This is a genomic window from Streptomyces cyaneofuscatus (assembly GCF_033109485.1).
Lineage (GTDB): Bacteria > Actinomycetota > Actinomycetes > Streptomycetales > Streptomycetaceae > Streptomyces > Streptomyces cyaneofuscatus.
Window position 1 is genome coordinate 7,071,032 of the sequence record NZ_CP137002.1, and the last position, 26,549, is coordinate 7,097,580.

The 26,549-nt window shown below is 71.3% G+C and carries 22 protein-coding genes; 20 read left to right on the plus strand and 2 right to left on the minus strand.

Annotation, left to right across the window (positions count from 1 at the left end; all coding sequences use genetic code 11):
- The first annotated feature begins 1 nt into the window (after position 1).
- The 12 genes from R2B67_RS31270 (at position 2) to R2B67_RS31325 (ending at position 14,991) form a co-directional block, all read left to right on the plus strand.
- A complete protein-coding gene (locus R2B67_RS31270; RefSeq protein WP_317822640.1) occupies positions 2–1,291 on the plus strand; it encodes a dihydroorotase in 1,290 nt (429 codons plus the stop codon).
- Positions 1,288–1,896 carry a PH-like domain-containing protein gene (locus R2B67_RS31275; protein ID WP_317822642.1) on the plus strand — a complete coding sequence of 203 codons (609 nt, stop codon included), beginning with the start codon at positions 1,288–1,290 and terminating at the stop codon, positions 1,894–1,896. The genes R2B67_RS31270 and R2B67_RS31275 overlap by 4 nt, the downstream gene beginning before the upstream one ends.
- Positions 1,893–3,032, plus strand: a complete 1,140-nt coding sequence (gene carA, locus R2B67_RS31280) for a glutamine-hydrolyzing carbamoyl-phosphate synthase small subunit (protein WP_317822644.1) — start codon at positions 1,893–1,895, stop codon at positions 3,030–3,032. The genes R2B67_RS31275 and carA overlap by 4 nt, the downstream gene beginning before the upstream one ends.
- The gene (carB, locus tag R2B67_RS31285; RefSeq protein ID WP_317822646.1) at positions 3,025–6,333 is read left to right on the plus strand and encodes a carbamoyl-phosphate synthase large subunit; all 3,309 of its coding nucleotides are present in this window, start codon (positions 3,025–3,027) and stop codon (positions 6,331–6,333) included. Before carA ends, carB begins: the two co-directional genes overlap by 8 nt.
- 76 nt (positions 6,334–6,409) lie before the next feature.
- Positions 6,410–7,522 carry a quinone-dependent dihydroorotate dehydrogenase gene (locus R2B67_RS31290; RefSeq protein WP_317822648.1) on the plus strand — a complete coding sequence of 371 codons (1,113 nt, stop codon included), beginning with the start codon at positions 6,410–6,412 and terminating at the stop codon, positions 7,520–7,522.
- A complete protein-coding gene (gene pyrF / locus R2B67_RS31295) occupies positions 7,519–8,358 on the plus strand; it encodes an orotidine-5'-phosphate decarboxylase (protein WP_093692770.1) in 840 nt (279 codons plus the stop codon). Before R2B67_RS31290 ends, pyrF begins: the two co-directional genes overlap by 4 nt.
- A 244-nt stretch (positions 8,359–8,602) precedes the next feature.
- Positions 8,603–8,926, plus strand: coding sequence for an integration host factor (locus tag R2B67_RS31300; RefSeq protein ID WP_003970367.1), 324 nt, complete (start codon positions 8,603–8,605; stop codon positions 8,924–8,926).
- A gap of 50 nt (positions 8,927–8,976) precedes the next feature.
- Positions 8,977–9,570, plus strand: coding sequence for a guanylate kinase (gene gmk, locus R2B67_RS31305; RefSeq protein ID WP_026241568.1), 594 nt, complete (start codon positions 8,977–8,979; stop codon positions 9,568–9,570).
- A 61-nt stretch (positions 9,571–9,631) separates the two neighbouring features.
- Positions 9,632–9,904, plus strand: a complete 273-nt coding sequence (gene rpoZ, locus R2B67_RS31310; RefSeq protein WP_015607348.1) for a DNA-directed RNA polymerase subunit omega — start codon at positions 9,632–9,634, stop codon at positions 9,902–9,904.
- 154 nt (positions 9,905–10,058) lie between these two features.
- The gene (coaBC, locus tag R2B67_RS31315; RefSeq protein ID WP_317822655.1) at positions 10,059–11,267 is read left to right on the plus strand and encodes a bifunctional phosphopantothenoylcysteine decarboxylase/phosphopantothenate--cysteine ligase CoaBC; all 1,209 of its coding nucleotides are present in this window, start codon (positions 10,059–10,061) and stop codon (positions 11,265–11,267) included.
- Positions 11,268–11,502: 235 nt separating this feature from the next.
- On the plus strand, positions 11,503–12,711 hold the full coding sequence (gene metK, locus R2B67_RS31320; protein WP_018512469.1) for a methionine adenosyltransferase: 1,209 nt from the start codon (positions 11,503–11,505) through the stop codon (positions 12,709–12,711).
- A gap of 114 nt (positions 12,712–12,825) precedes the next feature.
- Entirely contained in the window at positions 12,826–14,991 is a 2,166-nt protein-coding gene (locus R2B67_RS31325; RefSeq protein ID WP_317822656.1) for a primosomal protein N', read from the plus strand.
- Between the two features lie 71 nt (positions 14,992–15,062).
- On the opposite strand, the gene R2B67_RS31330 is transcribed toward R2B67_RS31325, so the two are convergent.
- The gene (locus tag R2B67_RS31330) at positions 15,063–15,632 is read right to left on the minus strand and encodes a hypothetical protein (RefSeq protein WP_317822657.1); all 570 of its coding nucleotides are present in this window, start codon (positions 15,630–15,632) and stop codon (positions 15,063–15,065) included.
- A gap of 298 nt (positions 15,633–15,930) precedes the next feature.
- Here R2B67_RS31330 and fmt point away from each other — a divergent pair, with 298 nt between their 5' ends.
- The 4 genes from fmt (at position 15,931) to R2B67_RS31350 (ending at position 20,364) form a co-directional block, all read left to right on the plus strand.
- Positions 15,931–16,863 (plus strand): methionyl-tRNA formyltransferase, encoded by a 933-nt coding sequence (gene fmt, locus R2B67_RS31335; protein WP_317822658.1) that lies wholly within the window; start codon positions 15,931–15,933, stop codon positions 16,861–16,863.
- A gap of 97 nt (positions 16,864–16,960) precedes the next feature.
- Complete coding sequence (locus R2B67_RS31340; protein ID WP_317822660.1) at positions 16,961–18,394, plus strand: RsmB/NOP family class I SAM-dependent RNA methyltransferase; 1,434 nt, start codon at positions 16,961–16,963, stop codon at positions 18,392–18,394.
- A gap of 158 nt (positions 18,395–18,552) precedes the next feature.
- Positions 18,553–19,236: a ribulose-phosphate 3-epimerase gene (gene rpe / locus R2B67_RS31345; protein WP_317822661.1), complete on the plus strand. Its 684-nt coding sequence runs from the start codon at positions 18,553–18,555 to the stop codon at positions 19,234–19,236.
- Between the two features lie 132 nt (positions 19,237–19,368).
- A complete protein-coding gene (locus R2B67_RS31350) occupies positions 19,369–20,364 on the plus strand; it encodes a sugar-binding transcriptional regulator (RefSeq protein WP_030573030.1) in 996 nt (331 codons plus the stop codon).
- A 107-nt stretch (positions 20,365–20,471) separates the two neighbouring features.
- Here R2B67_RS31350 and R2B67_RS31355 read toward each other — a convergent pair whose 3' ends face one another.
- The gene (locus R2B67_RS31355) at positions 20,472–21,542 is read right to left on the minus strand and encodes a terpene synthase family protein (protein ID WP_317822663.1); all 1,071 of its coding nucleotides are present in this window, start codon (positions 21,540–21,542) and stop codon (positions 20,472–20,474) included.
- A 319-nt stretch (positions 21,543–21,861) separates the two neighbouring features.
- On the opposite strand from R2B67_RS31355, the gene R2B67_RS31360 reads away from it, so the two are divergent.
- From R2B67_RS31360 to R2B67_RS31375, 4 genes are all read left to right on the plus strand, one after another.
- Positions 21,862–23,328 (plus strand): GuaB1 family IMP dehydrogenase-related protein, encoded by a 1,467-nt coding sequence (locus R2B67_RS31360; protein ID WP_018512477.1) that lies wholly within the window; start codon positions 21,862–21,864, stop codon positions 23,326–23,328.
- Positions 23,329–23,492: 164 nt separating this feature from the next.
- Positions 23,493–24,950 carry an aldehyde dehydrogenase family protein gene (locus R2B67_RS31365; RefSeq protein WP_317822665.1) on the plus strand — a complete coding sequence of 486 codons (1,458 nt, stop codon included), beginning with the start codon at positions 23,493–23,495 and terminating at the stop codon, positions 24,948–24,950.
- A gap of 118 nt (positions 24,951–25,068) precedes the next feature.
- The gene (locus R2B67_RS31370; RefSeq protein WP_018512479.1) at positions 25,069–25,527 is read left to right on the plus strand and encodes an Lrp/AsnC family transcriptional regulator; all 459 of its coding nucleotides are present in this window, start codon (positions 25,069–25,071) and stop codon (positions 25,525–25,527) included.
- A gap of 209 nt (positions 25,528–25,736) precedes the next feature.
- Complete coding sequence (locus tag R2B67_RS31375; RefSeq protein WP_317822666.1) at positions 25,737–26,534, plus strand: carbon-nitrogen hydrolase family protein; 798 nt, start codon at positions 25,737–25,739, stop codon at positions 26,532–26,534.
- Positions 26,535–26,549 lie beyond the last annotated feature (15 nt).

Sequence of the window (26,549 nt, forward strand, 5' to 3'; positions counted from 1 at the left end):
CATGAGCAAGATCCTTATCCGCGGTGCGCGCATCCTCGGCGGCGAGCCGCAGGACGTGCTGATCGACGGCGAGACCGTCGCCGAGGTGGGCACCGGCATCGAGGCCCCCGAGGGCGCCACCGTCGTCGAGGCGGCGGGCCAGATCCTGCTGCCGGGCCTCGTCGACCTCCACACCCACCTGCGCGAGCCCGGCCGCGAGGACTCCGAGACCGTCCTCACCGGCACCCGGGCAGCGGCGGCGGGCGGCTTCACCGCCGTCCACGCCATGGCCAACACCTTCCCCGTCGCCGACACCGCCGGCGTAGTCGAGCAGGTCTGGCGCCTGGGCAAGGAGTCCGGCTACTGCGACGTCCAGCCCGTCGGCGCCGTCACCGTCGGTCTGGAGGGCAAGCAGCTCGCCGAGCTCGGCGCGATGCACGACTCGGCCGCCGGAGTGAAGGTCTTCTCCGACGACGGCAAGTGCGTCGACGACGCGGTGATCATGCGCCGCGCCTTGGAGTACGTGAAGGCCTTCGACGGTGTCGTCGCCCAGCACGCCCAGGAGCCCCGCCTCACCGAGGGCGCCCAGATGAACGAGGGCATCGTCTCCGCCGAGCTCGGGCTCGGCGGCTGGCCCGCCGTCGCCGAGGAGTCGATCATCGCCCGCGATGTCCTCCTCGCCGCCCACGTCGGCTCCCGCGTCCACATCTGCCACCTCTCCACCGCCGGCTCCGTGGAGATCGTCCGCTGGGCCAAGTCCAAGGGCTGGAACGTCACGGCCGAGGTCACCCCGCACCACCTCCTCCTCACCGACGAGCTGGTCCGCTCCTACAACCCGGTCTACAAGGTGAACCCGCCGCTGCGCACGGAAGCCGATGTCATGGCCCTGCGCGAGGCGCTCGCCGACGGCACGATCGACTGCGTGGCCACCGACCACGCCCCGCACCCGCACGAGGACAAGGACTGCGAGTGGGCCGCGGCCGCCATGGGCATGGTGGGCCTGGAGACCGCGCTCTCCGTCGTCCAGCAGACGATGGTGGACACCGGCCTGATCGACTGGGCGGGCGTCGCCGACCGCATGTCGTTCCGCCCCGCGGCCATCGGCCGTCTCGAAGGACACGGCCGTCCCGTCTCGGCGGGTGAGCCCGCCAACCTCACGCTGGTCGATCCGGCATACCGTGGAGCCGTGGACCCCGCGGGCTTCGCGTCCCGCAGCCGAAACACCCCCTACGAGGGGCGTGAGCTGCCGGGCCGCGTCACCCATACCTTCCTGCGGGGCCGTGCCACGGTCGTCGACGGGAAGCTCGCGTGACAACACTGACCCCCCTGTACCTCCTGGCCGCCGAGCAGAAGTCGGCGGAAGTGACGGACTGGTCCGCCCGCATCGCCTGGGTGATCGGCCTGCTGGTCTTCATCGCCCTCGTCTACTGGCTGATGCGCGAGGGCTGGAAATGGCGCGGACGGCTCCAGTCCGACCTGCCGGCGCTCGCGACGACCCCCGAGGGCTTCGCCGACGACGAGACGCTGCTGACGCTGGAGGGGCGCTACCACGCCTCCACCACCGCCGGGCAGTGGCTCGACCGGATCGTCGCCCACGGCCTCGGCACCCGCAGCAGGGTCGAGCTGACGCTCACGGCACGCGGCCTGGACGTCGTACGCCCCGGCGCGAGCGACTTCTTCATCCCGGCCGAGGCCCTGCGCGAGGCCCGTCTCGACAAGGCGCTCGCCGGCAAGGTCCTCCCCGAGGGCGGCCTGCTGATCATCACCTGGGCGCACGGCGAGACCCAGATCGACTCCGGCTTCCGCTCCGACCGCGCGGCCGAGCACCAGGCCTGGGTCGACGCCGTCAACCGGCTGGCCGGCGTCCCGGCCGCCACGGAACTCACCAGCACCACTACGGAAGGCACCGCACGATGACGATCTCCACCCGGGGGGCCCAGGCTCCCGCCGTACTCGTCCTGGAGGACGGCCGTGCGTTCCACGGCCGTGCTTATGGGGCCGTGGGGGAGACCTTCGGCGAGGCGGTGTTCTCGACCGGGATGACCGGTTACCAGGAGACCCTTACCGACCCCTCGTACCACCGTCAGGTCGTGGTCATGACGGCCCCGCACGTGGGCAACACCGGGGTGAACGACGAGGACCCGGAGTCGGCTCGTATCTGGGTGTCGGGTTACGTCGTCCGAGACCCGGCCCGTAAGCCGTCCAACTGGCGTGCGCAGCGTTCGTTGGACGAGGAGCTGGTGGCGCAGGGTGTGGTGGGGATCAGCGGTGTGGATACGCGTGCGCTGACCCGGCATCTGCGGGAGCGGGGGGCGATGCGGGTGGGGATCTTCTCCGGCGAGGCCATCCCCGACGAGGGCACTCTCCTCGCCAAGGTCCGCCAGGCCCCCGAGATGACCGGCGCCGACCTCTCCGCCGAGGTGGCGACGAAGGAGGCGTACGTCGTTCCCGCGATCGGGACGAAGAAGTTCACGGTCGCGGCGGTGGACCTGGGCATCAAGGGGATGACGCCGCACCGGATGGCGGAGCGGGGTATCGAGGTGCACGTCCTGCCGGCGACGGCCACGCTGGAGGAGGTGTACGCGGTCGAGCCGGACGGTGTGTTCTTCTCCAACGGTCCCGGTGACCCGTCCACCGCTGATCACCCGGTGGCGTTGATGCAGGGTGTGCTGGAGCGGTCGACGCCGTTGTTCGGGATCTGTTTCGGCAACCAGATCCTGGGCCGGGCGCTGGGGTTCGGGACGTACAAGTTGAAGTACGGGCACCGGGGGATCAACCAGCCCGTGCAGGACCGCACCACCGGCAAGGTCGAGGTCACCGCGCACAACCACGGCTTCGCCGTCGACGCCCCCCTCGACAAGGTGTCCGACACGAAGTTCGGCCGCGCCGAGGTCTCCCACGTGTGCCTGAACGACCAGGTCGTCGAGGGCCTCCAGCTGTTGGACCGGCCCGCCTTCAGCGTCCAGTACCACCCCGAGGCGGCGGCCGGTCCGCACGATGCCGCTTACCTGTTCGATCGTTTCGTTTCTCTGATGGAGGGCCAGCGTGCCTAAGCGCTCCGATATCCAGTCCGTCCTGGTCATCGGCTCGGGTCCGATCGTCATCGGCCAGGCCGCCGAGTTCGACTACTCCGGCACCCAGGCCTGCCGGGTCCTGAAGGCGGAGGGGCTGCGGGTCATCCTGGTCAACTCCAACCCCGCCACGATCATGACCGACCCCGAGATCGCCGACGCCACCTACGTCGAGCCGATCACCCCGGAGTTCGTCGAGAAGATCATCGCGAAGGAACGCCCCGACGCACTCCTGCCCACCCTGGGCGGCCAGACCGCACTCAACACCGCGATCTCCATGCACGAGCAGGGGGTGCTGGAGAAGTACGGGGTCGAGCTGATCGGCGCCAATGTGGAGGCGATCAACAAGGGGGAGGACCGCGACCTGTTCAAGGGCGTCGTCGAGGCCGTGAAGGCGAAGATCGGGTACGGCGAGTCCGCCCGTTCCGTCATCTGCCACACCATGGACGACGTCATCAAGGGCGTCGACACCCTCGGCGGCTACCCCGTCGTCGTCCGCCCGTCCTTCACCATGGGCGGCGCGGGTTCCGGCTTCGCCCACGACGAAGAAGAGCTGCGCCGCATCGCCGGCCAGGGCTTGACGTTGTCTCCGACCACTGAGGTGCTCCTGGAGGAGTCGATTCTCGGGTGGAAGGAGTACGAGCTGGAGCTGATGCGGGACAAGAACGACAACGTCGTGGTCGTGTGTTCGATCGAGAACTTCGACCCGATGGGTGTCCACACCGGTGACTCCATCACCGTTGCCCCCGCCATGACCCTCACCGACCGCGAGTACCAGCGGCTCCGCGACGTTGGCATCGCGATCATCCGCGAGGTGGGTGTCGACACCGGTGGCTGCAACATCCAGTTTGCGATCGACCCGACCGACGGGCGGGTCATCGTGATCGAGATGAACCCGCGGGTCTCCCGTTCTTCGGCTCTGGCGTCGAAGGCGACGGGTTTCCCGATCGCCAAGATCGCCGCGAAGCTCGCTGTCGGCTACACGCTGGACGAGATTCCGAACGACATCACGGAGAAGACCCCGGCCTCGTTCGAGCCGACGCTCGACTACGTGGTGGTGAAGGCGCCGCGGTTCGCGTTCGAGAAGTTCCCCTCCGCCGACTCCACCCTCACCACCACCATGAAGTCGGTGGGGGAGGCGATGGCGATCGGCCGGAACTTCACCGAAGCCCTCCAGAAGGCGCTGCGCTCGCTGGAGAAGAAGGGCTCCCAGTTCGCCTTCACCGGCCCCATCGGCGACAAGGCCGAGCTGCTCGCGGAAGCGGTCCGTCCGACCGACGGCCGGATCAACACCGTCATGCAGGCCATCCGCGCCGGAGCCACCCAGGAGGAGGTCTTCGACGCCACGAAGATCGACCCCTGGTTCGTGGACCAGCTGTTCCTGATCAAGGAGATCGCGGACGAGCTGGCCGCCGCCGACAAGCTCGGTCCTGAGCTGCTCGCGGAGGCCAAGCGGCACGGCTTCTCCGACGTCCAGATCGGTGAGATCCGGGGTCTGCGTGAGGACGTGGTCCGTGAGGTGCGGCACGCGCTGGGGATCCGGCCGGTGTACAAGACGGTGGATACGTGTGCGGCGGAGTTCGCGGCGAAGACGCCGTACTTCTACTCCTCCTACGACGAGGAGTCCGAGGTCGCTCAGCGTACGAAGCCTGCGGTGATCATTCTGGGGTCGGGGCCGAACCGGATCGGGCAGGGCATCGAGTTCGACTACTCCTGCGTCCACGCCTCCTTCGCCCTCTCCGACGCCGGGTACGAGACCGTCATGGTCAACTGCAACCCCGAGACCGTCTCCACCGACTACGACACCTCCGACCGGCTCTACTTCGAGCCGCTCACCCTGGAGGACGTCCTGGAGATCGTCCACGCCGAATCCCTCGCCGGACCCATCGCCGGCGTCATCGTCCAGCTCGGCGGCCAGACCCCCCTGGGCCTCTCCCAGGCCCTCAAGGACAACGGCGTCCCCGTCGTCGGCACCTCCCCGGAGGCGATCCACGCCGCTGAGGACCGTGGTGCGTTCGGCCAGGTCCTCGCCGAAGCCGGGCTGCCCGCCCCGAAGCACGGCACCGCCACCACCTTCGCGGGCGCCAAGGCGATCGCCGACGAGATCGGCTACCCCGTCCTCGTCCGACCCTCCTACGTGCTGGGCGGACGCGGCATGGAGATCGTGTACGACGAGGCGCGCCTGGAGTCGTACATCGCGGAGTCGACGGAGATCAGCCCGACCCGGCCGGTGCTGGTGGACCGGTTCCTGGACGACGCGATCGAGATCGACGTCGACGCCCTCTACGACGGCACCGAGCTCTACCTCGGCGGCGTCATGGAGCACATCGAGGAAGCCGGCATCCACTCCGGGGACTCCGCCTGCGCCCTGCCCCCGATCACCTTGGGCGGGTTCGACATCAAGCGGCTGCGCGCCTCCACCGAGGCCATCGCGCGCGGTGTCGGGGTGCGCGGGCTGATCAACATCCAGTTCGCGCTGTCCGGGGACATCCTCTACGTGCTGGAGGCCAACCCCCGTGCCTCCCGCACCGTCCCCTTCACCTCCAAGGCGACCGCCGTCCCGCTCGCCAAGGCCGCCGCCCGCATCTCCCTTGGCGCGACCATCGCCGAGCTGCGCACCGAGGGCTTGCTCCCGAAGACCGGTGACGGTGGCACGCTGCCCCTCGATGCGCCGATCTCCGTCAAGGAAGCCGTCATGCCGTGGTCGCGGTTCCGGGACATCCACGGCCGGGGTGTCGACACGGTCCTGGGCCCGGAGATGCGCTCCACGGGTGAGGTCATGGGCATCGACTCCGTCTTCGGCACCGCCTACGCCAAGTCCCAAGCAGGCGCCTACGGGCCGCTGCCCACCTCCGGGCGGGCGTTCATCTCGGTCGCGAACCGGGACAAGCGCTCCATGATCTTCCCGGCCCGTGAGCTCGTCGCGCACGGTTTCGAGCTGATGGCCACCTCCGGCACCGCCGAGGTCCTCAAGCGCAACGGGATCAACGCCACCATCGTGCGCAAGCAGTCCGAAGGCGAGGGCCCCAACGGGGAGAAGACCATCGTCCAGCACATCCACGACGGCGAGGTCGACCTCATCGTCAACACCCCCTACGGCACCGGCGGCCGGCTCGACGGGTACGAGATCCGTACCGCTGCCGTGGCCCGGTCCGTGCCGTGCCTGACCACCGTCCAGGCACTCGCCGCGGCCGTCCAGGGCATCGACGCCCTCAACGGCGGCGACGTCGGCGTCCGCTCACTCCAAGAACACGCCGAGCACCTGACAGCGGCCCGCGACTAGCAGCCCAGCAAGGGGGACACCGGAAACGGTGTCCCCCTCTCTGTGAGCGCCACCGAGCACCTGAGGACATCCCTTCATGTACAAGTTCTTCTTCCGGCTGGTCTTCAAGCGGATGGACCCCGAGCAGGCCCACTACACCGCCTTCCGCTGGATCCGCCTCGCCGCCCGCATCCCGGTCCTGCGCACCTTCGTCGCCGCCGCCCTCGCGCCCCGCTACAAGGAGCTGCGCACCGAGGCGCTCGGCCTCCGGATGCACGGCCCCTTCGGGCTGGCCGCCGGCTTCGACAAGAACGCCGTCGCGATCGACGGCATGGCGATGCTCGGCTTCGACCACATCGAGATCGGCACCGTCACCGGCGAACCGCAGCCCGGCAATCCCAAGCAGCGCCTCTTCCGTCTCGTCGCGGACCGCGCGCTGATCAACCGCATGGGCTTCAACAACGAGGGCTCATCCGCCGTCGCCGCCCGTCTCGCCTCCCGTAACCCGGTCTTCCGCACCACGGTCGGCGTCAACATCGGCAAGACCAAGGTCGTGCCGGAGGCCGAGGCCGCCGCCGACTACGTGAAGTCCACCGAGCGGCTGGCCGCCCACGCGGACTACCTGGTCGTCAACGTCTCCTCGCCCAACACCCCGGGGCTTCGCAACCTCCAGGCCACCGAGTCGCTGCGGCCCCTGCTGACCGCCGTCCGCGAGGCCGCCGACCGTACCGTCACCTCCCGCCGCGTACCGCTGCTCGTCAAGATCGCGCCGGACCTCGCGGACGAGGACGTGGACGCGGTCGCCGACCTCGCCGTGGAGCTGGGGCTCGACGGGATCATCGCCACCAACACCACCATCGCCCGCGAGGGGCTCGGCCTGAAGTCCGACCCGGCGTTGGTGGCCGAGACCGGTGGGCTCTCCGGGGCACCCCTCAAGGAGCGCTCCCTGAAGGTCCTGAGCCGCCTGTACGCCCGTGTCGGGGCCCGGATCACCCTGGTGGGTGTCGGGGGCGTCGAGAGCGCCGAGGACGCCTGGCAGCGCATCCTGGCCGGAGCCACCCTCGTACAGGGCTACAGCGCCTTCATCTACGAGGGTCCTTTCTACGCCCGGGCCATTCACCAGGGCCTCGCCGCCCGGCTCGCCGCATCCCCCTACGCCACCCTCGCCGAGGCCGTCGGCGCCGAGACCCGGAAGAAGGCCGCCCTGTGACCCTCGAACCCTTCGGCGCGCGGCTGCGCCACGCCATGGACACCCGCGGGCCGCTCTGCGTCGGCATCGACCCGCACGCCTCCCTGCTCACCTCCTGGGGGCTGAACGACGACATCGCGGGTCTTGAGCGCTTCACCCGGACCGTCGTGGAGGCGCTGGCCGACCGGGTCGCCGTCCTCAAGCCGCAGTCGGCGTTCTTCGAACGGTTCGGCTCGCGCGGCATCGCCGTACTGGAGAAGGCCGTCGAGGAGGCCCGGGCCGCCGGGGCGCTGGTCCTGATGGACGCCAAGCGCGGCGACATCGGCTCCACGATGGGCGCCTACGCGGCGACCTACCTGGACAAGGACTCCCCGCTCTTCTCCGACGCGGTCACCGTCTCCCCGTACCTCGGGTTCGGCTCGCTGCGCCCCGCTCTGGACGCGGCCGCCGTCTCCGGCGCCGGCGTCTTCGTCCTGGCCCTCACCTCCAACCCGGAGGGCGCCGAGGTCCAGCGCGCCACCGCCGCCGACGGCCGCTCGCTGGCCCAGCTGATGCTGGACCATATGGCGGCCGAGAACGAGGGCGCGGCCCCGCTCGGCTCGGTCGGTGCGGTGGTCGGGGCGACGCTCGGCGACGCGGGGGTGAACCTGGCGATCAACGGACCGCTCCTCGCGCCCGGTATCGGCGCCCAGGGGGCGACCCCGGCGGATCTTCCGGCGGTGTTCGGCGACGCGGTCGGCAATGTGGTGCCGAGCGTGAGCCGGGGCGTGCTGCGCCACGGTCCGGACGCGTCAGGGCTGCGCGAAGCGGCCGGACGGTTCGCGGACGAGGTCCGCAGCGCCGTCTCCGGCAGTTGACCCTGGCACGTTTACGGGTCCTTGACGAATTACTGGCCGGAAACCCGGTGGTTATGCGGCAAATGTCCTGGTCGGCCAAGGCTGACCAGGACTTTTCGTCTGTTCTCGCTGACTACAGCGGCCCTGGCCGCTAGTCTCCGTCGAGAGCAGCCGGGCACAGTGTGTCCGTCGCTCACCTGGTGGAGGGCGTCCAGCTTCCCCACCGGTCCGTATCCGACAGATCGACATCCGAGGTGACGTAGGCGTGGCTCTTCCGCCCCTTACCCCTGAACAGCGCGCAGCCGCGCTCGAAAAGGCCGCCGCGGCTCGCCGGGAGCGGGCCGAGGTCAAGAATCGACTCAAGCACTCCGGCGCCTCCCTCCACGAGGTCATCAAGCAGGGCCAGGAGAACGACGTCATCGGGAAGATGAAGGTCTCCGCCCTGTTGGAGTCGCTGCCCGGCGTCGGCAAGGTCCGTGCCAAGCAGATCATGGAGCGTCTCGGCATCTCCGAAAGCCGCCGGGTCCGCGGGCTCGGCTCCAACCAGATCGCGTCCCTGGAGCGCGAGTTCGGCGGCAGCCCCGCCTGACGTTCCGCCCGAGGTTCTCAGGCACCCCTGAGAACCTGGATAATCGCTCCATGGCTGCAACATCCCGGGGGACGTCCCCCGTACCCCCGGACGTACGTCCGCGGCTGACCGTGCTCTCCGGCCCCTCAGGGGTCGGCAAGAGCACGGTCGTCGCTCATATGCGCACCGTGCACCCCGAGGTCTGGCTCTCCGTGTCGGCGACGACCCGCAAGCCCCGCCCCGGGGAGCGCAACGGTGTGCACTACTTCTTCGTCGACGACGAGGAGTTCGACAAGCTCATCGCCAACGGTGAGCTGCTGGAGTGGGCCGAGTTCGCGGGCAACCGTTACGGCACGCCGCGCCGGGCCGTGCTCGACCGCCTGGAGGCAGGCGAGCCGGTCCTGCTGGAGATCGACCTCCAGGGCGCCCGGCTGGTCCGCCAGTCGATGGACGACGCGCGCCTGGTCTTCCTTGCTCCGCCGAGCTGGGAGGAGCTGGTGCGCCGGCTCACCGGCCGGGGCACCGAGGCGCCCGATGTGATCGAGCGCAGGCTCACCGCCGCGAAGGTCGAGCTGGCCGCCGAGGCCGAGTTCGATACGACGCTCGTCAACACCTCCGTCGAGGACGTCGCCCGCGAGCTGCTAGCCTTGATGCTTCAGGCCTAGATCTCTGCGATCGTTCAGATCTCTCGGATCTTTGATCTACACCCCCTTCGGAAGGCAGAGAGTGTCCTCTTCCATCACCACGCCCGAGGGCATCATCAACCCGCCGATTGATGAGCTCCTCGAGGCCACCGACTCGAAGTACAGCCTGGTGATCTACGCCGCCAAGCGCGCGCGCCAGATCAACGCGTACTACTCGCAGCTCGGTGAAGGCCTCCTCGAGTACGTCGGTCCGCTCGTCGACACCCACGTGCACGAGAAGCCGCTCTCGATCGCGCTCCGCGAGATCAACGCGGGCCTGCTGACCTCGGAGCCCATCGAGGGCCCCGCGCAGTAGCAGGACAGCACCTCAGCACCCCCATCAGGCCCGGCGGCCCGCCCGCCGGGCCTGAGGTGTGTCCGGGACCGGGTGGGAACAGGCTCCGCGCGGTGAGGCAGCATGGGAGCTACGTTCTTACGTTGCCTTACGTTGCCGAGTGCGGGGAGACGCAGTGGACAAGCCGAAGGTCGTCCTGGGGGTCAGCGGCGGCATCGCCGCCTACAAGGCGTGCGAGCTGCTGCGCCGGCTGACCGAGTCCGGGCACGATGTACGGGTCGTCCCGACCGCCTCGTCGCTGCACTTCGTCGGCGCCGCCACCTGGTCCGCGCTCTCCGGCCACCCCGTCTCCGACCAGGTCTGGGACGACGTCCACGAGGTGCCGCACGTACGGATCGGGCAGGGCGCGGACCTCGTCGTCGTCGCTCCGGCCACCGCCGACATGCTGGCCAAGGCCGCGCACGGGCTCGCCGACGACCTGCTCACCAACACGCTCCTGACCGCCCGCTGTCCGGTGGTCTTCGCCCCCGCCATGCACACCGAGATGTGGGAGCACCCGGCCACCCAGGAGAACGTGGCGACCCTCCGCCGCCGGGGCGCCGTCGTCATCGAGCCCGCCGTGGGGCGGCTCACCGGCGTCGACACCGGCAAGGGCCGGCTGCCCGACCCGGGTGAGATCTTCGAGGTCTGCCGCCGGGTGCTGGCGCGCGGAGTCGCCGAACCCGACCTCGCGGGCCGCCATGTGGTGATCAGCGCGGGCGGCACCCGCGAGCCCCTGGACCCGGTGCGCTACCTCGGCAACCGGTCCTCCGGCAAGCAGGGGTACGCGCTGGCGCGCACCGCCGTGGCCCGGGGCGCCCGCGTCACCCTGATCGAGGCCAACACCGGGCTGCCCGACCCGGCCGGCGCCGACGTCGTACGGATCAGTACGGCGGTCCAGCTCCGGGAGGCCGTCCTGAAGGCGGCCGCCGACGCGGACGTCGTGGTGATGGCGGCGGCCGTGGCCGACTTCCGGCCCGCCGAGTACGCCACCGGGAAGATCAAGAAGAAGGACGGCGAGGAGGCGCCCGTCGTCACCCTGGTCCGCAACCCCGACATCCTCGCCGAGGTCGCCGCCGAGCGTGCCCGGCCGGGGCAGCTCGTGGTGGGGTTCGCCGCCGAGACCGACGACGTGCCCGCCAACGGCCGGGCCAAGCTCCGCCGCAAGGGGTGCGATCTGCTCGTGGTCAACGAGGTGGGGGAGCGCAAGACCTTCGGCTCCGAGGAGAACGAGGCGGTCGTCCTCTCTGCCGACGGAACGGAGACCCCCGTGCCGTACGGACCCAAGGAAGCACTCGCCGACACGGTCTGGGATCTGGTTTCGGGAAGGTTCCCACAGATGTGACAATCAACCCTCCGGCCGAGCCAGAGTGGTTCATAACGGGATGTAACCACCGTCCGGAACGGTGGATTATCCTTCAGGTGTCCGCCGTGTCACGGGCTGTCGCGCTCCAAAGGGCGAGACACCTGCCCCGGCCGCCGGGCGTGACCGATAAACTGGTCGACGGTACGTACCGAGCGCAGCTCTCGGCCGTGCCACCCATGATCAGCCAGCAGCCGCTGCAACCCCAGGGAGCGATGTGTCCCGCCGTCTCTTCACCTCGGAATCTGTCACCGAGGGTCACCCCGACAAGATCGCTGACCAGATCAGCGACACGATTCTCGACGCGCTCCTGCGCGACGACCCCGCCTCGCGCGTCGCCGTCGAGACCTTGATCACCACCGGTCTGGTGCATGTCGCGGGCGAGGTCACGACCAAGGCCTACGCCGACATCCCCAACCTCGTGCGCAACAAGGTGCTGGAGATCGGCTACGACTCCTCCAAAAAGGGCTTCGACGGTGCCTCCTGTGGCGTCTCGGTCTCCATCGGCGCGCAGTCGCCGGACATCGCGCAGGGTGTCGACACCGCCTACGAGAAGCGGGTCGAGGGCGACGAGGACGAGCTCGACAAGCAGGGCGCCGGCGACCAGGGCCTGATGTTCGGGTACGCCTGCGACGAGACCCCGGAGCTCATGCCGCTCCCGATCCACATCGCGCACCGCCTCTCGCGGCGCCTGTCCGAGGTGCGGAAGAACGGGACCATCCCCTACCTCCGCCCCGACGGCAAGACCCAGGTCACCATCGAGTACGACGGTGACAAGGCGGTCCGCCTGGACACCGTGGTCGTCTCCTCGCAGCACGCCAGCGACATCGACCTGGACTCGCTGCTCGCGCCCGACATCCGCGAGTTCGTCGTCGAGCACGTGCTCGCGCAGCTCGTCGAGGACGGCATCAAGCTGGACACCGAGGGCTATCGCCTCCTGGTGAACCCGACCGGCCGCTTCGAGATCGGCGGCCCGATGGGCGACGCCGGCCTCACCGGCCGCAAGATCATCATCGACACCTACGGCGGCATGGCCCGCCACGGTGGCGGCGCCTTCTCGGGCAAGGACCCGTCCAAGGTCGACCGCTCGGCGGCGTACGCGATGCGCTGGGTGGCGAAGAACGTGGTGGCCGCCGGGCTCGCCTCCCGCTGCGAGGTCCAGGTCGCCTACGCGATCGGCAAGGCCGAGCCGGTCGGTCTCTTCGTCGAGACCTTCGGCACCGCCGCCGTGGACACGGAGAAGATCGAGAACGCGATCGGTGAGGTCTTCGACCTCCGCCCGGCCGCGATCATCCGCGACCTCGACCTGCTCCGCCCGATCTACGCCCAGACCGCCGCGTACGGGCACTTCGGCCGTGAGCTCCCCGACTTCACCTGGGAGCGCACCGACCGCGTGGACGCGCTGCGCGCGGCCGCCGGCCTCTAGCAGCACAGTGCACGACAGCGGGGCCCGGACACCGAACGTGGTGGCCGGGCCCCGCTGCTCTGTGTGCTCCGTGCGGGGCCGGTGCTGTCAGTGCCGTCTGGTAGGAATTTGGCTGTGAGCAGCGAGAACGAGCAGTCCGCCGATCCGGGAGCCGGGGCGGCCGAGCCCGGGGCCGGGGCGCCGGAGCAGCTTGCGCTGATCCGGGAGACCGTGCGCCAGGCCAAGGTGCCCCGCGCCAAGCCGCGCACCTGGCGCGGTGCCGCGCTCGCCAAGGAGCTGCCGGTGGCCCGGGTGCTGGTCAACAAGGGCGTGCTCCACCTCGACCAGTTCTTCGACTACGCGGTCCCCGAGGAGCTGGACGCCGACGCCCAGCCGGGCGTGCGCGTACGGGTGCGGTTCGGCGCCGGGCGCCACAACGTGCAGGGCGGGCGGCGCGAGGGCGGCGGCCTGATTGACGGGTTCATCGTCGAGCGCCGCGCCGAGTCGGACTACCAGGGCACGCTGGCCGCCCTCGCCTATGTGGTCTCCCCGGAGCCGGTCCTAGGGCCCGAGCTGCTCGCCCTCTCCCGCGCGGTGGCCGACCGGTACGCGGGCAGCCTCGCCGATGTCCTCCAGCTCGCCGTCCCGCCGCGCAACGGCCGCGCCGAGTCCAAGCCCTCCCCTGAGCCGCTGCCGCCGCCCCCGCCCCCGGAGCCGGGCACCTGGGAGCGGTACGGACAGGGCCCCGCCTTCCTCCGCGCCCTGGCTGAGGGGGGTGCGCCCCGAGCCGTCTGGACGGCCCTCCCCGGACCGCACTGGCCCGCCGAGATCGCCCGAGCCGTCGCGGCCACGCTCTCCTCAGGGCGCGGCGCGCTCGTCGTCGTCCCGGACGGGCGGGTCGCCGGGCGGGTCGATGCCGCCCTGACCGAGGTGCTCGGTGCGGGCCGGCACGCCCTGCTCACCGCCGACTCCGGCCCCGAGAAGCGCTACCGCCAGTGGCTCGCGGTGCGCCGGGGCTCGGTGCGGGCGGTCGTCGGGACCCGCGCCGCCATGTTCGCCCCGGTCCGGGACCTCGGCCTGGTCGCCGTCTGGGACGACGGGGACTCCAGCCACAGCGACACCAACGCACCTTTCCCGCACGTCCGCGAGGTGCTGGAGCTGCGGGCCGCCCAAGGCCGGTGCGGCTTCCTGCTCGGCTCCACGAGCTGCACGGTGGAGGCCGCCCAGCTCGTGGAGAGCGGCTGGGCGCTGCCCCTCCTCACCGACCGGGAGCAGCTGCGGCGGGCCGCGCCCCTGATCCGTACCGTCGGGGACGGCGAGCTGGCCCGGGACGGCGCCGCCCGCTCCGCCCGCCTGCCCAGCCTCGCCTGGCAGACGGTGCGCGACGGTCTGCGCAGCGGCCCGGTGCTGGTCCAGGTGCCCCGCCGGGGTTACGCCCCCCGCCTCGCCTGTGAGCGCTGCCGCACCCCCGCCCGCTGCCGCCACTGCGCGGGCCCCCTGGAGGCGCCGGACCAACAGGACCTGAACTGCGCCTGGTGCGGGCAGGCCGAACGCGCCTGGCACTGCGCGGAGTGCGGCTCCAACCGGCTGCGCGCCCAGATCGTCGGCGCCCGCCGCACCGCCGAGGAGCTGGGCCGGGCCTTCCCCGCCGTGCCCGTCCGTACGTCGGGGCGCGACCACATCCTCGACGCGGTCCCGGCCGCCCCCGCGCTGGTCGTCTCCACGCCGGGCGCCGAGCCCGTCGCCGAGGGCGGCTATGCGGCCGCGCTGCTGCTTGACGGCTGGGCCATGCTCGGCAGGCCCGACCTGCGGGCGGGGGAGGAGGCGCTGCGCCGGTGGACGGCGGCGGGGGCACTCGTACGTGGGCAGGACGAGGGCGGCACGGTGGTGATCGTCGCCGAGCCGACGCTGCGCCCGGTGCAGGCGCTGGTGCGCTGGGATCCGGCCGGTTTCGCCCGGCGTGAGCTGGCGGACCGGGCCGAGCTGCGCTTCCCGCCGGTCTCCCGGATGGCGTCGGTGACCGGCCCCGCCGAGGCCCTGACGTCCTTCCTGGCGGCTGCCGATCTGCCGCCGGAGGCCGAGCTGCTGGGGCCGGTGCCGGTCCCGTCGGCCGAGCCGGGGCGGCCGCGCAGGCCCTCGGACGCGCCGCCCGGCGAGAGCTGGGAGCGCGTGCTGGTCCGGGTGGTGCCCGGGCGCGGGGCGGCGCTCGCGGGTGCGCTGAAGACGGCACAGGCGGCGCGTACGGCCAAGGGCGGGGGAGACCAGGTGCGGATCAGGATCGATCCGCCCGACATCGGGTGAGTGCGCTGCGGGAGCGAGGGGCGGCGGGCCGGGGAGACCGCCGCTCCGGTCACGTACGTACGGCCCTGCGGTCAGCCGTTGCGCGGTCCGGGGAACGCACCCGGGCGCAGCTCCTCACGGACCGGCTGCTGGCCCGCCGACGGCTGCGGCGGCATCGAGCGGGCCGCGGGCACGGAGGGCACCGGGGAGACGGCGCCGCCGGAGGGCGACCCCGGCAGGCCGGGTCCCACGGAGACCGGGCGGGATGTCGCCGCGGTGTCGGTGTTCGTCTCGGTGGCCGCTGACTGTGCGGAGGCCCGGCGTGTTCCGTAACGGCGGTGCACCGCCTGCTTGGTGACGCCCAGGGCCGAGCCCACCGCGTCCCAGGAGAAGCCGAGCGAGCGGTCGAAGTCCACCGCCGCGGTGACCAGGGTCTCGACGCTGTCCCGCAGCTCCTGGGCGAGGCGGACGGTGGGGGCCGGGGCCCTGCCGTAGACGACGAAGCCCGCGGAGGGGCCGGAGCGGCGCGGGCGGTAGACGTTGCCCAGCTGGGCGGTGAGTGTGCGCAGCGCGTCCACCTGCCGCCGGACCCGCTCGATGTCCCGCACCAGGAGATGCAGGCTGGCCCGCGCTTGGGCGTCGTGGGTTGCGTGGTCGGCCATGAAGAAGCCTCTCGAACCGGCGTTGAAAGGGATCGGGCCGCATCGGGGCGGCCCGCTTCGGTCAATCTCCTTTGACCAACGCCGGAGCCGGGTATGTGGTCACGCTATCGGGGCGTATGTGCATATGCACGGGGCGTGCGCGGCGCACGTGCGCCCCCTGGTTGCCGCCCCCGCGCAAGGGGCCGCCGCCTCGCACGAGGGAGTGCGAGGGAGCGGCCGGGCCCTGATCGGCCGGGCACCCTAGACTGGTGTGCTGCTCGTCACCGTACGTCTTGGCCCGAGAGGCAGTCAGCCACCCATGAAGCTCGTCTTCGCCGGCACCCCCGAGGTCGCCGTCCCCGCCCTGGACGCCCTGATCGCCTCCGACCGCCATGAGGTGGCCGCCGTCGTGACCCGGCCCGACGCCCCCGCCGGGCGCGGCCGCCGGCTGGTGGCCAGCCCGGTGGCCGAGCGGGCGGCGGAGGCCGGGATCGAGGTCCTGAAGCCGGCGAAGCCCCGCGATGAGGAGTTCCTCGCCCGGCTGCGCGAGATCGCCCCGGACTGCTGCCCGGTCGTCGCCTACGGGGCCCTGCTGCCCAAGGTCGCCCTCGACGTGCCCGCCCGCGGCTGGGTCAACCTGCACTTCTCGCTGCTGCCCGCCTGGCGGGGCGCCGCCCCCGTACAGCACTCCCTGATGGCCGGGGACGAGGTGACCGGCGCCTCGACCTTCCTGATCGAGGAGGGTCTCGACTCCGGCCCGGTGTACGGGGTCCTCACCGAGGAGATCCGCCCCACCGACACCAGCGGCGACCTGCTCACCCGGCTCGCCTTCGCCGGGGCCGGGCTGCTCGCGGCCACCATGGACGGCATCGAGGACGGCACCCTGCACGCCGTGCCGCAGCCGCACGAAGGCGTCACCCTGGCCCCGAAGATCACCGTGGAGGACGCCCAGATCATCTGGTCGGCCCCCGCCCTGCGCGTCGACCGTGTGGTGCGCGGCTGCACCCCCGCACCGGGCGCCTGGACCCTGTTCCGGGGCGAGCGGCTCAAGCTCATCCAGGCGACGCCCGTCCTGGACCGCACCGACCTGGCGCCCGGCGAGCTCTCGGCGGCGAAGAACAACGTGTACGTGGGCACCGGATCGCACGCCGTCGAGCTGCTCTGGGTCCAGCCGCAGGGCAAGAAGCCGATGAAGGCCGCCGACTGGGCGCGCGGCGTCCGCATCGTCCACGGCGAGCTGCTGGGGTCGTAGAACCCCTCGCCCGGGGAACCTCTCGTACGAGGGCCCGGGGGCGGCGACGTACGCTGGGAGGGTTCGACCCCCTCACCCTCTGCGGAGCACCTTTCACGTGAACGACCAGCCGCGTCGCCGTCCCGCCAAGCCCCACCGCCGCCCCCAGAAGGACCCCGTCCGGTTCCTCGCCTTCGAGGCGCTGCGGGCCGTCGACGAGCGGGACGCGTACGCCAATCTCGTGCTGCCCCCGCTGCTGAAGAAGGCCCGCGCCAAGGGCGACTTCGACGCCCGGGACGCGGCGCTGGCGACCGAGCTGGTCTACGGGACGCTGCGTCGCCAGGGCACGTACGACGCGATCGTGGCGGCCTGCATCGACCGGCCGCTCCGCGAGGTCGACCCGCCGGTCCTGGACGTCCTGAACATGGGCGTCCACCAGCTGCTGGGCACCCGCATCCCCACCCACGCGGCCGTCTCCGCCAGTGTGGAGCTGGCCCGGGTGGTGCTGGGCGAGGGGCGGGCGAAGTTCGTCAACGCGGTGCTGCGCAAGGTGACCGCGCACGATCTGGACGGCTGGGTGGAGAAGGTCGCGCCCTCGTACGAGGAGGACGCCGAGGACCACCTCGCCGTCGTCCATTCGCACCCGCGCTGGGTCGTCTCGGCGCTCTGGGACGCGCTGGGCGGCGGCCGTGCCGGGATCGAGGACCTGCTGGAGGCCGACAACGAGCGGCCCGAGGTGACCCTGGTGGCCCGCCCTGGCCGCTCCACCACCGACGAGCTGGTCAAGGCGCTCGGCGACGAGAACTCGCTGCCGGGCCGCTGGTCCCCGTACGCCGTCCGGATGGCCGAGGGCGGCGAGCCCGGCGCGCTCACGGCGGTCCAGGAGGGCCGGGCGGGCGTCCAGGACGAGGGCAGCCAGCTGGTGGCCGCCGCGCTCGCCGCCGCCCCCGTGGAGGGCCGGGACACCCGCTGGCTGGACGGCTGCGCCGGCCCCGGCGGGAAGGCCGCCCTGCTGGCCGCGCTCGCCGCCGACCGGGGCGCGGCCCTGCTCGCCGCCGAGAAGCAGCCGCACCGGGCCCGGCTGGTCGAGCGGGCTCTCTCCGGCAACCCGGGGCCGTACCAGGTGGTCACCGCCGACGGCACCCGCCCGCCGTGGCTCCCCGGCACCTTCGACCGCATCCTGATGGACGTGCCGTGCTCCGGTCTGGGCGCGCTGCGCCGCCGCCCGGAGGCCCGCTGGCGTCGTCGCGCCGAGGATCTGGAGAGCTTTGCTCCGCTCCAACGCGGGCTGCTGCGCGAGGCGTTGAAGGCCGTACGGGTCGGTGGCGTCGTCGGCTACGCGACCTGCTCGCCGCATCTCGCGGAGACCCGGGTGGTCGTCGAGGACGTCCTGAAGGGGCGTGGCGGTGAGCCGGTGGAGGCCGAGTGGGTCGACGCCCGGCCGCTGATGCCGGGGGTGCCCGCACTCGGCGACGGGCCGGACGTCCAGCTCTGGCCGCATCTGCACGGGACGGACGCCATGTATCTCGCTCTGCTGCGCAGGACCGGCTGAATATCACCCCGACAGAGCGCCTTCGAGGGCCTTCCCGGAAGGTAAAGTAAAAGCAAAGCACAGGCAAAATGCGCAGAATGCGCAAACTGTGATGGCCGGGTGAGCCTTCGGCGACCGCCGAGGCGGGGAACCGGCGCGGAACGTGGCAGGCTTGGGGCATGGCGCAGATCAACCCCAGCATCCTGTCCGCCGATTTCGCGCGTCTCGCCGAGGAGGCGAAGGCCGTCGAAGGCGCGGACTGGCTCCATGTCGACGTGATGGACAACCACTTCGTGCCCAACCTGACCCTCGGTGTGCCGATCGTCGAGGCGCTCGGGAAGGCCACGGACACCCCGCTGGACTGCCACCTCATGATCGAGGACCCGGACCGCTGGGCCCCGCAATACGTGGAGGCGGGCGCCGGCTCGGTCACCTTCCACGTGGAGGCCGCGGCGGCCCCGGTGCGCCTCGCGCGCGAGATCCGGGCGAAGGGGGCGCGGGCGTCGATGGCACTCAAGCCCGCGACGCCCATCGAGCCGTACGAGGACCTGCTCCCCGAGCTCGACATGCTGCTGATCATGACGGTGGAGCCGGGCTTCGGCGGCCAGGCCTTCCTGGACATCATGCTGCCGAAGATCCGCCGCACCCGGGAGCTGATCTCCAAGCACGGTCTGGAGCTGTGGCTCCAGGTCGACGGCGGGGTCTCCGCCACCACGATCGAGCGGTGCGCCGAGGCGGGCGCCGATGTCTTCGTCGCCGGTTCGGCGGTCTACGGGGCCGAGGATCCGGCGGCCGCGGTGCGGGGTCTGCGGGCGCAGGCGGAGGCGGTCACGGCCGCCGCGCCCTGGGCATGCGGCCACTGAACAAAGGGCAGATGAACGCGGCCCGACGGGGCCGATCAAGGATCGCCGGATCTGACAGGATGAAGGCGTATCGGGCGTGTGAACAGCAGTGAGGAGATCGCGGTGTCTGGCATCTCGGCGGGTCGGTCAGCCATGCGGATGGGACCCGCGGAGCTGGTGCAGGCGGCGGCCATGGCCCGCCGGTTCTACCTGGAGGGCAAGTCCAAGATCCAGATCGCCGAGGAGTTCGGCGTCAGCCGCTTCAAGGTGGCCCGGGTCCTGGAGACGGCCCTGGAGCGTGATCTCGTACGGATCGAGATCCGGGTACCGGCCGAGCTGGACGCCGAACGCTCCGACGCGCTCCGGGCCCGCTACGGGCTGCGCCACGCGGTCGTCGTCGAGTCCCCGGCCGAGGAGCAGGACGACGCCCCCGACCCGGAGAACCTGGGAGAGGTCGCGGCCGACCTCCTGGGCGAGCTGGTGGCCGAGGGCGATGTGCTCGGCCTGGCCTGGGGCCGCTCCACCATCCATATGGCGGCGGCGCTGGACCGGCTCCCGCCCTGCACGGTCGTCCAGCTGACCGGGGTCTACGACGCGGGCACCGCCGAGCGCGGCTCCGTCGAGGCGGTCCGCCGGGCCGCCCAGGTCTCCGGCGGCGAGGCCCACCCGATCTACGCCCCGATGCTGCTGCCCGACCCGGCGACGGCCGCAGCCCTGCGCGAGCAGACCGGCATCGCCCGCGCCTTCGAGTACTTCGACAAGGTGACGGTCGCCGCGGTCTCCATCGGCTCCTGGGAGCCGGGCATCTCCACCGTCCACGACATGCTCTCCGACGAGGAGCGCGCCCACTACGCCTCCCTCGGCGTCGCCGCCGAGATGTCCGCCCACCTCTTCGACTCCGACGGCCGAAGAGTCGGCCGCGACCTGGGCGAGCGCTGCATCACCGTGGAGGCGGACCGGCTGCGCCGGATCCCCGAGGTGGTGGCGATCGCGGGCGGCCTGCGCAAGGCGGCCGCGATCGGCGCCGTACTGCGCTCGGGCCTGGTCACCAGCCTGGTGACGGACACCGCCGCGGCCGACTACCTGCTCACCGAGTCGCCGGCCGGGGTCCGCCCGGCGCTGGAGCGGGCCGACCCGGACGGCGAGTGACGGAAGGCCACGTGAGGAGGCCGGGCACCCTCAGGGGTGCCCGGCCGGCACCCTCAGGGGTGCCCGGCCTCCTCACGTAACGCCTCGGCTCCGGCTCACGTAATGCCTCAGCCCTGCCGCGGGGCCTCCGCCGCGCACGGCGCCGCAGCCTCCGCGTGGTCGGGCGCTATGCCCAGCACGGTCTCCTCCAGATACTCCTGGGGCTCCTCGTACTGGCCCACGTCGGCCGGGTTGTAGCGCGGGGTCTGGCGCGACCAGTCCAGGTTCCCGCGCATCCAGCTGCGCATCCCTTCGAGGTAGGGCACCAGCAGGCCGGTCAGCTCCGGGTACATCTCCAGCAGCTCGTCCTCGGCGGTCAGGAACCGCTCGGTCTCCAGCGCCAGCCGCTCCGCGACATGGTCCAGCGCCTGCTGCTCGCCGAGGCCCCGGTGGTGACGGACCAGGTGGACGAGGTTGTGGATCTCGCCGAGCACCTGCTCCTTCTCGAAGGAGTAGACGTCGTTGGCCCAGCACACATGGTTGCAGGAGGCTTCCAGGGCGGTGATGAACCGAGGGTCGTTGTGGAGCGACTCCGGAGCCTCGATGCCGGTGACGATCTCTATGAGGTCCATGCAGACATGGATGGCCCCGGTGTGCCGCCGCTTGGCGATGTACGTCTCCTCGGACGGCACCACGTCGTTGGCGCGGTTGCCCGCCTCCCAGGTGGTGGCCGTCGTGAGGTAGGTGATCAGATGCCAGGCGAACCGGGTCCGCCAGTGGGGCGCCGCGTTCGGCGTCGTACGTTCCCACAGGTCCATCAGCGCGATCACGGCGGCCGGGAGGTCCTCGTCCGGCCCAGGCGCCGGAGCGGTGCCGTCGACGACGGCGCGCATCCGCTCCACCACGGCGCGCACCAGCTCGGGGGAGCGGCCGAGGTGGCCGTCGTCGAGCTGGTCGTCGACGAGGAAGAGCCAGACGAACCAGTCGGCCACCAGATCGAGGTGTTCCGGTCCGGCCGTCGGGTAGACCATGCCGACGAACGCGCCGAAATCGGCTTGTTCGAAGCGGTTCATCGCGGACTCGCGGTGCACCAGGCCCGTCTGTCTGATCCAGGTGGCCAGGTGACCGCGTGTGTGCCCGACGTGCGGGTTCGTCCGCTGGGGGAACGGGCAGTAGATGTCCGGCAGTTCGCTGTCCACAGGCGGATCTGGATCCTCTCCGGTCAAACGGTGTGCCGGGGCTGCCGATGTGCCGGAGCGGCACCTCGGACACCCCCGAGACCTGCGGCTTTGAAGCTACCTGACCCCTTGTCACCGGGTCCAGGGATGGTGATCACGAATGAATCGAATCCCGTTCGGGTAGAGTCCGTGGGTAAGGCAGGTTCCACTTGCCCGGGACCCCCCGACCGCCTCCCTGGAGGCCTCCAAGAAGCTTTTGGAGGAACAGACGAACGCGGGGGTCTTTTGCTGTGTCTTCGTGGAAACGACCTGCACCGTTTCGTATGAAAAAATGAGTGTTATGCGCTTTCTTGAGCCGGGCACCGGTCGCTACACAGACTCCTCCGTGGTTCCGTACGACCTCACGTACGACGACGTCTTCATGGTTCCGGGCCGCTCCGCCGTCGGATCCCGCCAGGCCGTGGACCTCTCCTCGCCCGACGGCACGGGGACGACGATCCCGCTCGTGGTCGCCAACATGACCGCCATCGCGGGCCGCCGGATGGCCGAAACCATCGCCCGCCGCGGTGGTCTCGTCGTCATCCCCCAGGACATCCCGATCGAGGTCGTCACCGACGTCATCACCTGGGTCAAGACGCGCCACCTCGTCCTGGACACCCCGATCGAGCTGGCCCCCGGCCAGACCGTCGCCGACGCGCTCTCCCTGCTGCCCAAGCGGGCGCACGGCGCGGGCGTCGTCGTGGACGAGGACCGGCGCCCCGTCGGCGTCGTCACCGACCACGACCTGACCGGCGTCGACCGCTTCACCCAGCTCTCCGAGGTCATGTCCAAGGACCTGGTGGTCCTGGACGCGGACATCGACCCGCGCGACGCCTTCAACAAGCTCGACGGCGCCAACCGCAAGCTCGCCCCCGCCGTGGACCAGGACGGTCGGCTCGTCGGCATCCTCACCCGGAAGGCGGCCCTGCGCGCCACCCTCTACACCCCCGCCACCGACGCCCAGGGCCGGCTGCGCATCGCGGCCGCCGTCGGCATCAACGGCGATGTGGCCGGCAAGGCCAAGCAGCTCCTGGACGCGGGCGTCGACACGCTCGTCGTGGACACCGCCCACGGCCACCAGGAGTCCATGATCGCCGCGGTGAAGGCCGTACGGGCGCTGGACCCGCAGGTCCCGATCGTCGCGGGCAACATCGTCGCCGCCGAGGGCGTGCGCGACCTCATCGAGGCGGGCGCCGACATCATCAAGGTCGGCGTCGGCCCCGGCGCCATGTGCACCACCCGGATGATGACCGGCGTCGGCCGGCCGCAGTTCTCCGCCGTCCTGGAGTGCGCCGCCGAGGCGAAGAAGCACGGCAAGCACGTCTGGGCGGACGGTGGCGTCCGCCACCCGCGCGATGTGGCCATGGCGCTCGCCGCCGGCGCGTCCAACGTGATGATCGGCTCCTGGTTCGCGGGGACGTACGAGTCGCCCGGCGACCTCCAGCAGTCCGCCGACGGCCGGTATTACAAGGAGTCCTTCGGGATGGCCTCCGCGCGCGCGGTCAAGAACCGCACCTCGGACGAGTCCGCGTACGACCGGGCCCGCAAGGCGCTCTTCGAGGAGGGCATCTCCACCTCGCGGATGTTCCTCGACCCGACCCGCCCGGGTGTCGAGGACCTGATCGACTCGATCATCGCGGGCGTCCGCTCCTCCTGCACCTACGCGGGCGCGGCCTCCCTGGAGGAGTTCGCCGAGAAGGCGGTCGTCGGCGTGCAGAGCGCCGCCGGATACGCCGAGGGCAAGCCGCTGCACGCCAGCTGGAGTTGATCCCGTAGAGCCAGTGACACCCCCGCCCCTTCCGGTGATTCCCGCCGGGAGGGGCGGTGTCGTACCCGGCCTTCCGATGCGCTCCCTATCCCACTTCAACTCTGTTGAAACATAAGTAATATGAAGCGCAATCAGCTGCCTGCCTCTCTGCGGTAAGGGATCTCATGTCCTTCTTCACTGACCTGGCCCATCAGTACATCGACGGTGAGTGGAGGCCGGGGAAAGGGTCCTGGGACATCATCGACTTCAACCCCTTCAACGGCGAGAAGCTCGCCTCGATCCCCGTCGCCACCGCCGAAGAGGTCGACCAGGCCTACCGCGCCGCCGAGCGCGCCCAGCAGGCGTGGGCCGACACCAACCCGTACGCCCGGCGCACGGTCCTGGAGAAGGCGCTGCGGATCGTCGAGGAGCGCGAGCCGGAGATCGCCGAGGCCATCGTCGCCGAGCTCGGCGGCACCCACCTGAAGGCCGGCTTCGAGCTGCACCTGGCCAAGGAGTTCCTGCGCGAGGCCATCCAGCTCGCCCTGCGCCCGGCCGGCCAGATCCTCCCCTCGCCGACCGAGGGCAAGGAGAACCGCGTCTACCGGGTGCCCGTCGGGGTCGTCGGCGTCATCAGCCCCTTCAACTTCCCCTTCCTGCTCTCCCTCAAGTCCGTCGCCCCCGCCCTCGCCCTCGGCAACGCGGTCGTCCTCAAGCCGCACCAGAACACCCCGATCTGCGGCGGCACCCTGCTGGCCAAGGTGTTCGAGGACGCCGGGCTGCCCGCCGGGCTCCTCAACGTCGTCGTCACCGACATCGCCGAGATCGGCGACACCCTGCTGGAGCACCCCGTACCGCAGGTCATCTCCTTCACCGGCTCCGACAAGGTCGGCCGGCACGTCGCGACCGTCTGCGCCGCCAACCTCAAGCGTGTCGTCCTCGAACTCGGCGGCAACAGCGCCCTGATCGTGCTGGACGACGCCGATGTGGACTACGCGGTCGACGCCGCGGTCTTCAGCCGGTACGTCCACCAGGGCCAGGTCTGCATGGCCGCCAACCGCATCCTGGTCGACCGGGCGGTCGAGGCGGAGTTCACCGAGAAGTTCGTCGCCAAGGTCGCATCCCTCACCGTCGGCGACCCGGCCGACCCGGCCACCCAGATCGGCCCGCTGATCAACTCCTCGCAGGCCGAGTCCGTCTCCCGGCTCGTCGACGAGACCGTCGAGTCCGGCGCCACCGCCCTGCTCCACGGCCGCGCCGACGGCAACCTGGTCAGCCCCTCCGTACTGACCGGCCTCCCCGCCGACTCGCCCGTCCTCCAGCAGGAGATCTTCGGCCCGGTCGCCCTGCTCGTCCCCTTCGACGGCGAGGACGAGGCCGTCCGCATCGCCAACGACACCCCGTACGGGCTCAGCGGCGCCGTCCACACCGGCAACATCGAGCGCGGCGTGCGGGTCGGGCAGCGCATCCACACCGGCATGATCCACATCAACGACGGCACCGTCCACGACGAGCCGATCGTCCCCTTCGGCGGCGAGAAGAGCTCGGGCCTCGGCCGGCTGAACGGCGAGTCGATGGTGGAGGCCTTCACCACCCAGAAGTGGATCTCCGTCCAGCACGGCCGCTCGCAGTTCCCGTTCTGACCCCCACTGACTCTGCGCCGGGCGCGCCCATGGAGGCGGCCCGTGGTCTACTGCGGGAGGCGGCACACCCGCCGCCTCCCGCCGGCCAGACCCACCGCAGAGAAGTGAACCGCCCGACGTGCGCCTGAACGACCTCGACGAACGCATCGTCCACGCCCTCGCCGAAGACGCCCGGCGCTCCTACGCCGACATCGGCGCGATCGTCGGCCTCTCCGCCCCCGCCGTGAAACGCCGCGTCGACCGGCTCCGCGCCGAAGGCGCGATCACCGGCTTCACCGTGCGCGTCGACCCGGCCGCGCTCGGCTGGGAGACCGAGGGGTTCATCGAGATCTACTGCAGCCGCAACACCTCCCCGGAAGCGATCAAGCAGGGCCTCGCCCGCTATCCGGAGATCGCCGCCGCCTCCACCGTCACCGGCGAGGCCGACGCGGTGGTCCAGGTCTTCGCCGCCGACATGCGCCACTTCGAGCAGGTGCTGGAGCGGATCGCGGGGGAGCCGTACGTGGAGCGTACGAAGTCGGTGCTGGTGCTCTCACCGCTGCTGCGCCGGTACTCGGCGGAGGCCCCGCCGGCCTGAGGCCCTCAGGCCTGCTCCGGCCTGAAACAGGTGGCGCACATCACCCCGCTGACCTGCGGTGATGTCGGACGCAACGTTTCGCCGTCCCAGCGCCTGAGCGCGCAACGAATCGACGGTCGGTGCGCAACACTCGCGCCTTGTCCGGGCCGATCCGGGCCACGTACCTTCGATACGTCTCCCCACCCCGCCCGCACCGCCCGAGGTCAGCCATGCCGCCGTTGCGTACCGCCCTGCTCCAGAGCTCCGGCCGGCCCGGTGCCGTCGCCGAGAACCTGAAGGTGCTGGACGAGGCCGCCGCGCGCGCCGGCGCGTCGGGCGCCCGGCTGCTGGTCGCCCCCGAGCTGTTCCTCACCGGGTACGCCATCGGTGACGCCGTCCCCGAGCTGGCCGAGCCCGTCGACGGCCCCGGCGCCCGGGCCGTCTCCGAGATCGCCGTACGCCACGGCCTCGCCGTCCTGTACGGCTACCCGGAGCGCGACGGCGAGCGGATATTCAACGCCTCCCAGCTCATCGGCCCCGACGGGGCGTCGCTGGCCAACTACCGCAAGACCCACCTCTTCGGCTGCTTCGAGCAGGAGTGGTTCACCCCCGGCGAGCAGACCGTGGTCCAGGCCGACCTGGACGGCCTCCGGATCGGCCTGCTGATCTGCTACGACGTCGAGTTCCCGGAGAACGTACGAGCGCACGCCCTCGCCGGCACCGACCTGCTGCTGGTGCCGACCGCGCAGATGCACCCGTTCCAGTTCGTCGCCGAGTCCGTCATCCCCGTACGGGCCTTCGAGAGCCAGATGTACGTGGCGTACGTCAACCGCACCGGCCCGGAAGGCGAGTTCGAGTTCGTCGGGCTGAGCTGCCTGGCCGGCCCCGACGGCACCGTGCGCACTCGCGCGGGCCGCGGCGAGGAGACGGTGATCGGCGAGGTGGACCCGGAGTTCCTGGCCGCGTCGCGCACCGCCAACCCGTATCTGCGCGACCGCCGCCCCAGCCTCTACGGCTCCCTCGCCTGAGCCCGCGTCCTCCCC

Coding starts and splice junctions, on each gene's coding strand:
- R2B67_RS31330 (WP_317822657.1), bottom strand. CDS start 15,632: ATGGCCGACCACGCAACCCACGACGCCCAAGCGCGGGCCAGCCTGCAT.
- gmk (WP_026241568.1), top strand. CDS start 8,977: ATGGCTGCAACATCCCGGGGGACGTCCCCCGTACCCCCGGACGTACGT.
- R2B67_RS31375 (WP_317822666.1), top strand. CDS start 25,737: ATGCCGCCGTTGCGTACCGCCCTGCTCCAGAGCTCCGGCCGGCCCGGT.
- R2B67_RS31365 (WP_317822665.1), top strand. CDS start 23,493: ATGTCCTTCTTCACTGACCTGGCCCATCAGTACATCGACGGTGAGTGG.
- fmt (WP_317822658.1), top strand. CDS start 15,931: ATGAAGCTCGTCTTCGCCGGCACCCCCGAGGTCGCCGTCCCCGCCCTG.
- R2B67_RS31270 (WP_317822640.1), top strand. CDS start 2: ATGAGCAAGATCCTTATCCGCGGTGCGCGCATCCTCGGCGGCGAGCCG.
- R2B67_RS31350 (WP_030573030.1), top strand. CDS start 19,369: ATGCGGATGGGACCCGCGGAGCTGGTGCAGGCGGCGGCCATGGCCCGC.
- R2B67_RS31360 (WP_018512477.1), top strand. CDS start 21,862: ATGCGCTTTCTTGAGCCGGGCACCGGTCGCTACACAGACTCCTCCGTG.
- carA (WP_317822644.1), top strand. CDS start 1,893: ATGACGATCTCCACCCGGGGGGCCCAGGCTCCCGCCGTACTCGTCCTG.
- R2B67_RS31290 (WP_317822648.1), top strand. CDS start 6,410: ATGTACAAGTTCTTCTTCCGGCTGGTCTTCAAGCGGATGGACCCCGAG.
- rpe (WP_317822661.1), top strand. CDS start 18,553: ATGGCGCAGATCAACCCCAGCATCCTGTCCGCCGATTTCGCGCGTCTC.